We start from the raw sequence: 12,241 nt of genomic DNA, 5'->3' as shown, positions 1-12,241 counted from the left end.
CAGGCTCAGGAACCCAAGGGGAGGGGTGCGCGGCCTAGCATGGTCGGGTGACTTCCGCACTCGATGCCCTCCCGCTCCGCGACGACCTGCGCGGACTCACTCCCTACGGCGCGCCGCAGGCTCCGCTGCCGATCGCGCTGAACGTGAACGAGAACACCCACCCGGTGCCGGATGCCGTCGCCAGCGACATCCTCGACGACATCGCCGTCGCCCTGCGCGACGTGAACCGCTACCCCGACCGGGAGTTCACCACGCTGCGCGAGGGGTTCGCCGCGTACCTGGGTCACGGCCTGTCTGCCGAGCAGATCTGGGCGGGCAACGGCTCGAACGAAGTCCTCCAGCACATCCTCCAGGCGTTCGGCGGACCCGGGCGCACGGCTTTCAGCTTCGCCCCGACCTACTCGATGTATCCGCTCATCGCGCAGGGCACCGGTGCCCGGTGGGCGGCCGGGAGCCGGGAGCCCGACTACACCATCACCGCCGACGACGCGGCGGCACAGGTGCGCGAGATCGACCCCGACGTGATCCTCCTCTGTGCGCCGAACAACCCCACGGGCACCCCGCTCGGACTCGACGTCGTCGAAGCCGTGTACGAGGCGACCCGAGGCATCGTGGTGGTCGACGAGGCGTATCAGGAGTTCGCGCCGCACGACGCGGCATCCGCTCTCACGCTCCTCGAAGGCCGCCCCCGTCTCGCCGTCTCGCGCACCATGAGCAAGGCGTTCGCCTTCGCCGGTGCACGCGTGGGGTACCTCGCCGCCGATCCCGCCTTCATCGACGCCCTGCGCCTCGTCCGCCTCCCGTACCACCTGAGTGCGCTCACCCAGGCGGCGGCCGTCGCCGCCCTGCGCAACGCCGACGTGATGCTCGGCATGGTCGAGGAGATCGTGCAGCAGCGCGACCGCATCTCGGCGACACTCGAGGCGCTCGGCTACACCCCTCACGAGTCGTGGTCGAACTTCGTGCTCTTCGGCGGGGTCGCCGACCCGAAGGCGACCTGGCAGCGACTGTACGAGCAGGGCGTGCTGATCCGCGACGTCGGCATTCCCGGACACCTGCGCGTGACGGCCGGCACCGAGGCCGAGACCACGGCGTTCCTCGACGCTCTGGCCTCGATAGGATCGGCTTCATGAGCATCATCGCCCAGAGCCCGCGCACAGCCAGCCGCGTGCGCAGCACATCGGAGTCGACCGTCGAGCTCGAACTGAACCTCGACGGGACCGGTGCTTCGCGGATCGACACCTCGGTGCCGTTCTTCGACCACATGCTCACGGCCTTCGCGAAGCACTCGCTCACCGACCTCACCGTGCGGGCGTCGGGCGACACGCACATCGACGCCCACCACACCGTGGAAGACGTGTCGATCGTGCTCGGGCAGGCGATCCTGCAGGCGCTCGGCGACAAGTCGGGCATCTCCCGCTACGGCGACGCGCTGGTCCCGCTCGACGAGGCCCTCGCCCAGGCCGTCATCGACATCTCGGGGCGCCCGTACCTGGTGCATGAGGGGGAGCCCGCGGGATTCGAGCACCACCTCATCGGCGGCCACTTCACCGGTTCGCTCGTGCGGCACACCTTCGAGGCGATCGCCTTCAACGCCGGCCTGACCGTGCACATCCGGGTGCTGGGCGGGCGCGATCCGCACCACATCGCCGAAGCCGAGTACAAGGCGTTCGCGCGCGCGTTCCGCCAGGCCAAGGCCCTCGACCCGCTCGTCGACGGCATCCCGTCGACGAAGGGCGCCCTGTGAGCCGCACGCCCCGTGTCGCCGTCTTCGACTACGAGTCCGGCAACGTCCACTCGGCGGTCAAGGCCCTCGTCGCCGCCGGCGCCGACGTCGAGCTGACGCGCGACCGCACCGCGGCGACCGAGGCCGACGGGCTGCTGGTCCCCGGAGTCGGCGCCTTCCAGGCCGTGCGTGACGCACTGCGCGCCCACGGGGGCGACGACATCATCGATCGGCGCCTCGCCGGCGGTCGCCCCGTGCTCGGCATCTGCGTCGGCATGCAGGTGATGTTCGCGCACGGAGTCGAGCGGGGTCACGACACGGAGGGACTGGGGGAGTGGCCCGGTGCCGTCACCGAGCTCAACGCTCCGGTGCTGCCGCACATGGGCTGGAACACCGTCGAGCCGGGTGCCGACAGCATCCTGTTCCGCGGCATCGAGCAGGAGCGGTTCTACTTCGTGCACTCCTACGCCGCCCAGTCGTGGGAGCTGGATGTCATCCCGCCGTTCCCGCAGCCGGTGCTGACATGGTCGACCTACGGCGAGCCGTTCCTCGCGGCCGTCGAGAACGGTCCGCTGTCGGCCACGCAGTTCCACCCCGAGAAGTCGGGCGAGGCGGGGATCCGCCTGCTCCGCAACTGGGTCGAGAGTCTCTGACCCGGCGTCAGAATCCTCGGGCGACGGATGCCGCGGCGGCGAGCCACGCCCGCTGCGTGTGCTTCGCCAGTGCGCCGTAGCGGAGGTGCCCGTCGACCATCTCGTGGTCGAAGGGGATGCGCAGCACGTCGCGCGCCAGCGTGCGGTAGCCGCTGACCACGTGCTCGACATCGGCGGAGGTCGCCTTCGGATCGGCCTGAGACACCACGACGACCGACTGCTGGGCGAGACGCGCCGATCGCTCGTCGCGGTCTTCGAGCGCTTCGAGGAGCAGGGCGCCCGCCTCGGCATGATCGGCGCGCGTCGTCGTCGCGACGACCAGCTGGTCGGCGTGATCGATCATGCGCAGCCACATCGGGTCGGATTCGTCGTTGCCCGAATCGATGATGATGAGGCGGTAGAACTTCGCCGCCACGGCGTGGATCGCGTCGACATCGGCCGGGCGGAGACGGTTCTCGTGCGCCAGGCGGATGGGCTTCGATCTCAGCACGTCGTACTTCTCGCGCGGCTGGTGGTGCATGAAGTGCGCGAGGTCGGCGGACTGGGCGCCGGTGCCGAGCAGGCGTCCGGCCTCGGGGAGCAGCTCGAGCAGGGTGCGGTCGTGCGCGCCCGTGTCGGTCCGCCAGCCGAGGGTTCCACGGGTCTGATTGTTGTCCCAGGCGAGAACGCCAGCCCCGCCGTAGCGCGCGAACACCGCCGCGAGCAGGATCGTGGTCGGAGTCTTGCCTGCACCGCCCTTGCCGTTGACCACGGCGATGGTGCGCGGTCCCGGCCAGTGCTGGCTCACCGCGAGCTCGTCGTCACGCGCCGACTGCTCCTCGGCCGAAGGTCTGATGCGAAGCCCCAGTCGGTTCAGCGCGCCCCGCGCCCCTTCGCGTGCCGGCTCCTCTGCGCGTTCCGTCCGCAGGAACGAATGCCGCTCGCGGAGCTCGCGCTGCTCACGACGCGAGGCCGGCTCGACGGAGGCGGGCGCGGATGCCGGCGTCGGCGACGCAGGGGCATGCGGCCGTGCCACCGGAGCGGACGGGAGTGGGGCGGACGGTGTCGGTGCGGGCCGGACCGGCGTGGGCGGGACCGGTGTGGATGTGACGGGAGCGGACGGGACCGGAGCGGACGGCACCGGCGCCGGTGCGGACGGGATCGGGCCCGACGCGACGGGGGCGGGCGCGGCAGGGGATGAGGCCGGCGGCCGAGGTGTGGCCGGCCGTGCGGGCACCGTGTCGACGGGCACCTCGTCGGCGAGGTCGGCGAGGCGCTGCTCGCGAGCGGCTGCGCGCGTGCGGCGGTACGGGGGCTGCGGAGCATCGGACGCGGGCGCGGATGCCGACGGCAGCGGCGGCGGAGGGGGAGTGACCGCCGGGAAGAGCGGAACGGAGTCGACGAGACCGGGCTGGTCGTCGTGGTCGGGCGATCCGGCGGGCGGGGTCGAGTCTTCGTTCGGTCCGGACATCATGTCTCACCCTACCCCGGGCCCTCCGGCCGTGTTTCGCCCGCGTTTTGGAGGCCGACGCGCCGCACGGTACCCTCGGTTCTCGTGCGTCCGCGACGGGTGTGCCCGGGACCACGGATCCGCTCCTCACCTTAGGAACCCATGAACGATTTCGCGCAATCCCCTTCGCTCACGCTCCTCCCCGCCGTCGACGTGGCCGGAGGCAAGGCGGTCCGCCTCACGCAGGGCGAAGCGGGGACCGAGACCAGCTACGGCGACCCGCTCGACGCCGCGGGAGAGTGGGTGTCGCAGGGGGCGCAGTGGATCCACCTCGTCGACCTCGACGCGGCGTTCGGCCGGGGAAGCAACGCGGCGATCCTCCGGAAGGTGATCCGCCAGTACAGGCACGTGAACATCGAGCTCTCCGGCGGCATCCGCGATGACGCGACGCTGGAGGCGGCTCTCGAGAGCGGTGCCACGCGCATCAACCTCGGCACGGCGGCGCTGGAGAACCCCGAATGGGCGGCCGATGTGATCAGCCGGTACGGCGAGGCGATCGCGGTCGGACTCGACGTGCGCGGCACGACCCTGGCAGCGCGCGGCTGGACGAAGGAGGGCGGCGACCTCTGGGAGGTGCTCGATCGCCTGGAGGATGCCGGCTGCAGCCGTTACGTGGTCACGGATGTCACGAAGGACGGGACCCTCAAGGGCCCGAACCTCGACCTGCTCCGCGAGGTCACCTCGCGCACTCCGAAGCCGGTCGTCGCGTCGGGCGGCATCTCGAACCTCGATGACATCGTCGCGCTGCGCCAGCTCGTGCCCCTGGGCGTCGAAGGCGCGATCGTCGGAAAGGCCCTCTACGCCGGCGCGTTCACGTTGGCCGAGGCGCTGGATGTCGCCGGGGACTGACGACCACGGCCACCACCACGGCGACTCCGCAGGGGTGCCGTGGGCGGGGCGGAGCTTCGAGTCGAATCCGCATTCCGGTGACGACGGCTCGGCCGACCCCGCGCTGCTCGCTGCGCTGACCCGCTTCCGCGCGGGAGACGGTTCGCAGACCGAGGTCGTCGACGCATTCCGATCAGCCCGCGTGCTGATCCCGCTCATCGCCGAGAAGGGCGAGGAAGGGGTGGCGCCGAGCGGCCTCGCCGTCGACAAGACGCAGGAGCTGTCGATCGTCACGGTCGCGGCCCCCGACGGACGCCGCGTGCAGCCGGTGTTCTCGTCGGTGCAGACCATGCAGCAGTGGGATGCCGCGGCGCGGCCGATACCCGTCGAGGCGGTGCGGGTGGCCCTGTCGGCATCCGCCGAGGACACCGATCTCATCGTGCTCGACCCGACCGCCGACACCGAGTTCGTGATCCGACGCCCGGCGGTGTGGGCGGTCGCGCAGGGGCATCCCTGGGAGCCGAGCTTCCTGTCGCCCGAGGTCTTCCGCGCACTGCAGGAGAGCGTCGCCCACGAGCTCGCCGTGATCGACGTGTCGGTCGCCGCGGGTGACCCCGACGCTCGGCTGCGCGGCCCCGAGCTCGTGGTCGTGCTGGAGCTTGTGGACGGTCTCGAGCGCGAGGTGCTGGATGCCGTGCTCGCCCGCCTCGCGCAGCGGTGGGCGGCCGACGACCGCATCGCGGTGCTGGCCGACTCCCTCACGGTCAAGCTGCGCCGCTCGTCCTGAGCGGGATGCCGCTCTCGCTAAGCTCGCGGCATGAGACGCGTGGGCGCGGTCGGGATGCTGTCCGTGACCGTCTTGCTCCTCGCCGGCTGCACCTTCCCGCCCGGGGCGTGCACCGCGATCGGGTGGACCAACGGTGTCACGATCGACGCGACGGCCTACGACGGCGACGTGTTCCTGCAGGTGTGCTCGGATGCCGGGTGTTCGCTCGGGCCGGGAGCGGAGCCGACACCGGAGTCCGACGCGTCGGTCCCCGCGCAGGGAGACGCCGGGTCGTTCTCCTTCGGCTTCGATGCGCCCGACGAGATCACGGTGCGGGTCTACGACGGCGGCGGCGTCCTGCTCGCCGAGTCACGGGAGACCATCGACTGGACGCACTCGACGGATCCGTGCGGCGGACCGTCGACGGCGCCGCCGGTCGTGCTGGAGGCGTGAGGCGTTTCGTCTCGCTGCGCTCGCTCGACGACCGAGGGGGAGGGGTGGCGCGTTTCGTCTCGCTGCGCTCGCTCGAACGACCGGAGAGCGGGGGCGGCGGCGGGCTAGGTGACCGGACCGGTCCACTTCTCGCCCGGGCCCTTGCCGATCGGGTCGGGGATCGTGGAGGCCTCGCGGAAGGCGAGCTGCAGCGAGCGGAGGCCGTCGCGCAGCGAGCGGGCGTGCATGTCGCTGATCTCGGGTGCGCCGGCGGTGATGAGGCCGGCGAGGGCGCCTATGAGCTTGCGCGCCTCGTCGAGGTCGAGCTGCGCGGCGGCATCCGGATCGTCGGCCAACCCGAGCTTGACCGCGGCCGCGCTCATCAGATGGACCGCTGCGGTGGTGATGACCTCGACGGCCGGCACATCGGCGATGTCGCGGACGGCGGCGGACGCCGCTTCGTCCTGCAGTGCCCAACGCTCCTCGCGCTCGCGTGCGGCTTCGTCCGGTACCTGGTTCGTCACTTCGCCTTGCTCTCTGTTAGACTGTGTCGGGCTCCGGAGCGTCATGCTCCGGCACGAAAGAGGATTCACTTCCCACCCGCGCTTGCCGTTCCAGGCTACCGGGTCTGCACTCCGCCGGATCGCATCGACAGATGCCTCCGGTAGACAGGGTGCGAAGCCGGCGTCTGACTGCCGGCGGGTGGGACGACTCCGATTTCGCTCGGGATGCCGACAGCATCCCGGTGGCCGAATCCCATCGTCTAAGGAGTTCCGCATCAGCGATCCCCGCACCAATGAGCGCATCCGCGTCCCCGAGGTCCGCCTCGTCGGTCCCGCGGGTGAGCAGATCGGCGTCGTCCGCATCGAGGCCGCGTTGCGCCTTGCGCAGGAAGCCGATCTCGACCTCGTCGAGGTTGCCCCCAACTCGAAGCCGCCCGTGGTCAAGATCATGGACTACGGCAAGTTCAAGTACGAGGCCGCCCAGAAGGAGAAGGAAGCTCGCCGCAACCAGGCGAACACGATCCTCAAAGAGGTCCGCTTCCGTCTCAAGATCGAAGCGCACGACTACACGACCAAGCTCAAGCGCGCCGAGGGCTTCCTCAAGTCCGGCGACAAGGTCAAGGCCATGATCCTCTTCCGCGGTCGCGAGCAGTCGCGCCCCGAGCAGGGAGTGCGCCTGCTGCGCAAGTTCGCCGAAGACGTGGCCGAGCTCGGCACGGTCGAGTCGAATCCGACGATCGACGGCCGCAACATGGTGATGGTGGTCGCTCCGCTGAAGAGCAAGTCCGAGGCGAAGCAGGAGCAGAACGCCGTCCGCGAGGCGCAGCGCGCGGCCAACAAGCAGGCCGCCCGCGAGGCGAAGAGCGAGTCGGATGCCGCGACCGCGGCACCGGCGGAGTGACACCCGCCCCCAGAACTCCCGCGCAGCGGGTGGACAACGTCGCCTGAGAAGGCGCCATACGAAGGAAGAGAAGATGCCGAAGCAGAAGACCCACTCGGGTGCGAAGAAGCGCTTCAAGATCACCGGAAGCGGAAAGCTGAAGAAGCAGCAGGCCGGGATGCGCCACAACCTCGAGCACAAGTCGAGCCGCCGCACCCGCCGCCTCAACCAGGACCAGGTGCTCTCGAAGAACGACACCAAGGTCGCGAAGAAGCTTCTCGGTCGCTGACGCGCCCGACGCAGGATAGGAACACAGGAAAAATGGCAAGAGTCAAGCGGGCGGTCAACGCCCACAAGAAGCGCCGCGTCATCCTCGAGCGCGCCTCCGGTTACCGCGGTCAGCGTTCGCGCCTGTACCGGAAGGCCAAGGAGCAGGTCATCCACTCCCTGGTCTACTCGTACCGGGACCGCCGCAAGCGCAAGGGCGACTTCCGCCGCCTCTGGATCCAGCGCATCAACGCGGCGGCACGCCAGAACGGCATCACCTACAACCGCTTCATCCAGGGTCTCGGGCTCGCGGGCGTGACGGTCGACCGTCGCATGCTCGCCGACCTCGCGGTCAACGACGCGGCCACGTTCACCACCCTCGTCGAGACGGCGAAGAAGGCTCTGCCCTCCGACGTCAACGCGCCGAAGTCGGCCGCGTAAGCGATCCGCACAGAACGGGCGCCCTCCTCCCGGAGGGCGCCCGTTCCGCATTCTCGCCGCCGGCACGGCGGGCTGGGCCGCCGTGCCGGCGGGCGGGGCCGCCGGACGCGGCGGGCGGGGCATGTGCTCCGGCATCCGGCGGGACTCTAGACTGTGATCGTGCTGGAGAACCCCCGGTCCCCCCGTGTCCGTGCCGTGGCCAAGCTGACCAAGCGCAGCGCGCGAACGGAGACAGGGCTGTTCCTCCTGGAAGGGCCTCAGTCCGTCCGCGAGGCGCTCACCTACCGGCCCGAGGCGATCGTCGAGCTCTTCGCGACACCGAACGGCTGGGAACGGCATCCCGACATCCGCGCTCGCGCGGCCGACGCCGACGTCGAGGTGGAGTACGTCACCGAGTACGTGCTCAACGCGATGGCCGACACGGTCACGCCGCAGGGTCTCGTCGCGGTCGTGGAGCAGACTCCGACCTCGGTGCGCGACATCTTCGCGGCATCCCCCCGTCTGATCGCGATCTGCGAAGAGGTGCGCGATCCGGGGAACCTCGGAACCATCATCCGTGCCGCGGATGCCGCGGGAGCGGATGCGGTGGTGCTCACCGGACGCACGGTCGATCCCTACAACCCGAAGGTCGTCCGCGCCACGACCGGCTCGCTGTTCCATCTGCCCGTCTCGGTCGCCGGCGAGCTCGCCGACGTGGTCGAGCGCGCGCACGCCGCGGGCCTCCGCATCCTCGCCGCCGATGTGAAGGGCGCCGACCTCCTCCAGGCGCGGGCCGACGGGGTCCTGTCCGAGCCCACGGGCTGGCTGTTCGGCAACGAGGCGCGGGGGCTCGAAGACGACGCGCTCGCCCTCGCCGACCAGGTGCTGCGGCTTCCGATCTTCGGTCGGGCCGAATCGTTGAACCTCGCGACCGCCGCGAGCGTCTGCCTCTACGAGAGCGCCTTCGCCCAGCGCGCGTCGTCGTCGGGCTGAGGCGGCATGCCCATGGGGGATGGTCGGGGGCGGGATCGATGCGGATCCTGATCGTCGAGGACGACGAGCGGGTGGCGGGAGCGCTCGAGGCATTCCTCGCCCGGTCGGGCTACGCCACCGTCCGCGCGGCCGACGGTGCCGAAGCCCTGTCGCTGGTCGACGCCGACACCGAGGTCGTGCTGCTCGATCTGGGCCTGCCCGATGTCGACGGCATCGACCTGTGCCGCCGCATCCGCGGTCGGTCCGACGTGCCGATCGTGATCGTGACCGCACGCAACCAGGTGACCGAGCGCATCACGGGGTTGCGGGCGGGCGCCGACGACTTCGTGGTGAAGCCCTACGACGTGCACGAGCTGCTCGCCCGGATCGAGGCGGTGACGCGTCGCACTCGTCCCACCCGGATCGACACCGATGCGCGTGTGCTGCTCGACGGGGGAGAGGTGCAGATCGACCTCGTCGCCCGGCGCGTCGTCATCGCCGGAGACACGGTCGACCTGACCCGCAAGGAGTTCGACATCGTCGCGGTGCTCGCGCGGTATCCCGGCGTGGCGGTGCCGAAGGAGCGGCTGATCCGCGAGGTGTGGAACACCGATTGGCGCGGTTTCGGCCACTCGCTCGAGGTGCACGTGGGCGCGATCCGCCGGAAGGCGGGCGACCGGCGCCTCATCGAGACCGTCCGCGGCGTGGGCTACCGGCTCGTGAGGCCGTGAGCGATGCGCCGTCGTCTGGTCGTCGTCTTCCTCGTCCCCCTCGTCGCCATCCTCCTCTTCCTCGGCGGCGCCGCCGGATGGGGAGCGGCGCGCAGCATCCAGCAGGCCTTCTACGCCGAGCAGCTCGGTGATCTGGCGTACTTCGTGACGAGCGCACGGCAGTCGCTGCGCTCGGGCAGCCCGGCGGTCGTCGATGCGGAGGTCCGGCGGTTCGAAGAGGTCTACGGCATCGACGTGATGGTCTTCGACCTCTCCGGAACCGTGTGGGCGGCGGGCGACGCGGCTCCGACGGTGCTCTCGGAGGACGATGCCGAGCGCGTGCGGCTGGCGCTGTCGGGTCGGCGGGCCGAGCCGCCCGGCCTCGTCTTCCCCGGGATCGTGGCGGATGCCGCCCTCGTCGAGCCGGTGTTCGACGACGGCGACGTGATCGGGGCGGTCCTGGTCTCGGGTGACGTCGCCGCGCCGCGCACCGCCGTGCTGCAGCAGATCCTGATGCTGTCGGCGATCGCCGCCCTGCTGATCGCCGTCGGCGTGCTGCTGGTGTTCCGGCTCGCGCGCTGGGTGCTGTCGCCGATCCGGCGGCTCGATGAGGCGATGGTGGCGATCGAGCGGGGGGAGATGGACGCGCGCGTCGCCGAGGACACGGGTCCTCCGGAGCTGCGACGCATGACGACGGTGTTCAACGGCATGGCCGATCAGATCGAGCGGGTCATGACGCGGCAGCAGGAGTTCGCGGTGAACGCCTCGCACGAACTGCGCAATCCGCTGAACGCGCTGCTGCTGCGGGTCGAGCACCTCGCGACCGGGCTCGGCAGCGAGTGGAACGACGACGTCGAGGAGACCAGGGAGGAGGGGCGGCGCATGGTCCGCATCCTCGAGACCCTGCTCGGACTGGCGCGCGGGGGTCGCTCCGACTCGACGTTCTCGGCGGTCGACCTCGCGACGCTGGCGGTCCGCCGCGTCGATGCGTGGCGCGAGGTCGCGGCGCAGCGGGGGATCGAGCTCCGCGTGTCGGGAAGTCAACCGCAGATGATCGTCACCGATCGCACGATCGTCGAGAGCGCGCTGGATGCGGTGATCGACAATGCCGTGAAGTACTCTCCCTCCGCGTCGGTCGTCGAGGTCGTCACCCGTCGCGACGATGGGATGTGCGCCATCGTGGTGCGCGACCGCGGACCGGGGCTCTCCGACGAGCAGGCCGCGTCGGCGACGGATCGGTTCTGGCGCAGCGAGTCGACCGACCAGCTGCCGGGTTCGGGCCTCGGGCTCGCCATCGCGTCCGACCTGCTCTCGTCGATCGGGGGCGAGCTCGCGGTGTCGTCCGTCGACGGCGGCGGTCTCGCCGTGTCGCTGCGGCTGTCCGACGGAGACGCCCCGTGAGGCCGACGCGACGCCGCATCGCGGCGGGTCTGCTCGCCGCCGCCCTGGTGGCCATGGTCGCCGTGACTTCGTGCAGCCCGCGGGCGGCCGAATGGGGCGACGACGGCTACACGATCGCCGGCGGCGGGCCGACCGGAGTCTACTTCGACTACGGGACGCACCTCGCGGATGAGCTCACCGGAACACTCGGCATCGAGATGACGGCGACCGAGACGGCGGGGTCGGTCGACAATCTGCGGCGCGTGGCATCCGGCGACGCCCTCATCGGCTTCGCGCAGGGCGACGCGGCCGCCGACGCGGTCGCGGGCGACGGCTCGTTCGACGAACGCCTCGACGTGCAGGCGGTCGCGCGACTCTACGACGAGTATCTGCACATCGTCGTGCGCGGCGACTCCGACATCGATGGGGTCGCCGACCTGGCGGGCAGGTCGGTCTCGCTCGGCGCCGAGAACTCGGGGGTCAACGTGATCGCCGGGCGGGTGCTCGATGCGGCGGGCGTCGACGCGGCATCCGTCGACGATCCGCAGCTCGACCTCAGCGCGTCGATCGAGGCGATCGAGGCGGGGGCGATCGACGGGTTCTTCTGGGTGGGCGGCCTTCCCACTCCGGGCATCGCCGCGCTCGCCGAGCGGATGCCCGTGCGCCTGCTGCCCATCGAGCGCGCCTGGGTCACCGAGGTCAACGACCGCTATTCGCACGCCTATCGTCCGGCCGATGTCCCTGCCGGAATGTACGGCCTGGAGGCATCGGCATCGACGATGGCCGTGCCCAACTACCTCGTCACGGCCGGGGCGACGCCGCCCGACGTCGTGCGGGATGTGCTGGCGGCCCTGTTCGACGCGCGACAGCGCATCGCCGCCGAGGTGCCGGCGGCGGCGCTGCTCGATCGACGCCAGGCGATCTTCACCGGACCCGTGCCGCTGCATCCGGGAGCGCAGGAGTACTACCGCGACCTGCGCGGCTGAGCCGGGGCCGATCTCAAGAAACGCTCAAGAACTCTCACCGTCGCACCCCGCTCTGCCAGTGTGAGGTCGATCGCACGATCGGGGAGCCCCGCCGCCCGCCGTCATCGGGGGAGAAAGCGGCGGCGGGCGCCGACCCACGGCCCGCGGGGGCGGGTCGTGGGTCGCCCGTGCAGTGAGGCACGGACGACCAGCGGTGCCGTGTCACGAACGTGTAAATCTCGAGCGGGTG

15 protein-coding genes are annotated in these 12,241 nt (G+C 70.8%); 13 read left to right on the top strand and 2 right to left on the bottom strand.

Annotation, left to right across the window (positions count from 1 at the left end):
- Window positions 1-47 precede the first annotated feature (47 nt).
- Genes AB3M90_RS15140 through hisH form a run of 3 tightly spaced genes read left to right on the top strand, consistent with a single transcriptional unit; the run spans window position 48 to window position 2,379 of the window.
- Window positions 48-1,133: a histidinol-phosphate transaminase gene (locus tag AB3M90_RS15140; RefSeq protein ID WP_412953461.1), complete on the top strand. Its 1,086-nt coding sequence runs from the start codon at window positions 48-50 to the stop codon at window positions 1,131-1,133.
- Window positions 1,130-1,747 (top strand): imidazoleglycerol-phosphate dehydratase HisB, encoded by a 618-nt coding sequence (gene hisB, locus AB3M90_RS15135; protein WP_412953458.1) that lies wholly within the window; start codon window positions 1,130-1,132, stop codon window positions 1,745-1,747. Before AB3M90_RS15140 ends, hisB begins: the two co-directional genes overlap by 4 nt.
- Window positions 1,744-2,379: an imidazole glycerol phosphate synthase subunit HisH gene (gene hisH / locus AB3M90_RS15130; protein ID WP_412953456.1), complete on the top strand. Its 636-nt coding sequence runs from the start codon at window positions 1,744-1,746 to the stop codon at window positions 2,377-2,379. Before hisB ends, hisH begins: the two co-directional genes overlap by 4 nt.
- 7 nt (window positions 2,380-2,386) lie before the next feature.
- On the opposite strand, the gene AB3M90_RS15125 is transcribed toward hisH, so the two are convergent.
- Entirely contained in the window at window positions 2,387-3,832 is a 1,446-nt protein-coding gene (locus AB3M90_RS15125) for a MinD/ParA family ATP-binding protein (protein WP_412953453.1), read from the bottom strand.
- Window positions 3,833-3,970: 138 nt separating this feature from the next.
- Here AB3M90_RS15125 and priA point away from each other — a divergent pair, with 138 nt between their 5' ends.
- The 3 genes from priA to AB3M90_RS15110 are packed head-to-tail and all read left to right on the top strand — an operon-like array spanning window position 3,971 to window position 5,915.
- Window positions 3,971-4,717, top strand: a complete 747-nt coding sequence (gene priA / locus AB3M90_RS15120; RefSeq protein ID WP_412953450.1) for a bifunctional 1-(5-phosphoribosyl)-5-((5-phosphoribosylamino)methylideneamino)imidazole-4-carboxamide isomerase/phosphoribosylanthranilate isomerase PriA — start codon at window positions 3,971-3,973, stop codon at window positions 4,715-4,717.
- Window positions 4,701-5,483 (top strand): SseB family protein, encoded by a 783-nt coding sequence (locus AB3M90_RS15115; protein WP_412953447.1) that lies wholly within the window; start codon window positions 4,701-4,703, stop codon window positions 5,481-5,483. The genes priA and AB3M90_RS15115 overlap by 17 nt, the downstream gene beginning before the upstream one ends.
- A gap of 30 nt (window positions 5,484-5,513) precedes the next feature.
- Window positions 5,514-5,915 carry a hypothetical protein gene (locus AB3M90_RS15110; protein ID WP_412953445.1) on the top strand — a complete coding sequence of 134 codons (402 nt, stop codon included), beginning with the start codon at window positions 5,514-5,516 and terminating at the stop codon, window positions 5,913-5,915.
- A 104-nt stretch (window positions 5,916-6,019) separates the two neighbouring features.
- Here the strand turns inward: AB3M90_RS15110 and AB3M90_RS15105 are convergent, their stop codons facing one another.
- On the bottom strand, window positions 6,020-6,418 hold the full coding sequence (locus tag AB3M90_RS15105) for a DUF1844 domain-containing protein (RefSeq protein ID WP_412953442.1): 399 nt from the start codon (window positions 6,416-6,418) through the stop codon (window positions 6,020-6,022).
- A gap of 229 nt (window positions 6,419-6,647) precedes the next feature.
- Here AB3M90_RS15105 and infC point away from each other — a divergent pair, with 229 nt between their 5' ends.
- The 7 genes from infC (at window position 6,648) to AB3M90_RS15070 (ending at window position 12,012) form a co-directional block, all read left to right on the top strand.
- Window positions 6,648-7,298 carry a translation initiation factor IF-3 gene (infC, locus tag AB3M90_RS15100; RefSeq protein ID WP_412953876.1) on the top strand — a complete coding sequence of 217 codons (651 nt, stop codon included), beginning with the start codon at window positions 6,648-6,650 and terminating at the stop codon, window positions 7,296-7,298.
- 73 nt (window positions 7,299-7,371) lie between these two features.
- Window positions 7,372-7,566, top strand: coding sequence for a 50S ribosomal protein L35 (gene rpmI / locus AB3M90_RS15095; RefSeq protein ID WP_243232621.1), 195 nt, complete (start codon window positions 7,372-7,374; stop codon window positions 7,564-7,566).
- 32 nt (window positions 7,567-7,598) lie between these two features.
- Window positions 7,599-7,985 carry a 50S ribosomal protein L20 gene (rplT, locus tag AB3M90_RS15090; protein WP_045252681.1) on the top strand — a complete coding sequence of 129 codons (387 nt, stop codon included), beginning with the start codon at window positions 7,599-7,601 and terminating at the stop codon, window positions 7,983-7,985.
- A 159-nt stretch (window positions 7,986-8,144) separates the two neighbouring features.
- Window positions 8,145-8,957 (top strand): TrmH family RNA methyltransferase, encoded by an 813-nt coding sequence (locus AB3M90_RS15085; RefSeq protein WP_412953438.1) that lies wholly within the window; start codon window positions 8,145-8,147, stop codon window positions 8,955-8,957.
- Window positions 8,958-8,995: 38 nt separating this feature from the next.
- The gene (locus tag AB3M90_RS15080; protein WP_412953435.1) at window positions 8,996-9,667 is read left to right on the top strand and encodes a response regulator transcription factor; all 672 of its coding nucleotides are present in this window, start codon (window positions 8,996-8,998) and stop codon (window positions 9,665-9,667) included.
- Window positions 9,668-9,670: 3 nt separating this feature from the next.
- Window positions 9,671-11,047, top strand: a complete 1,377-nt coding sequence (locus tag AB3M90_RS15075; protein ID WP_412953433.1) for an ATP-binding protein — start codon at window positions 9,671-9,673, stop codon at window positions 11,045-11,047.
- The gene (locus tag AB3M90_RS15070) at window positions 11,044-12,012 is read left to right on the top strand and encodes a TAXI family TRAP transporter solute-binding subunit (protein WP_412953431.1); all 969 of its coding nucleotides are present in this window, start codon (window positions 11,044-11,046) and stop codon (window positions 12,010-12,012) included. The genes AB3M90_RS15075 and AB3M90_RS15070 overlap by 4 nt, the downstream gene beginning before the upstream one ends.
- The last annotated feature ends 229 nt before the right edge of the window (window positions 12,013-12,241 follow it).

Source organism: Microbacterium martis (genome assembly GCF_047246685.1).
Taxonomy (GTDB): Bacteria; Actinomycetota; Actinomycetes; order Actinomycetales; family Microbacteriaceae; genus Microbacterium.
This window is presented reverse-complemented; position numbering and strand designations above follow the sequence as displayed.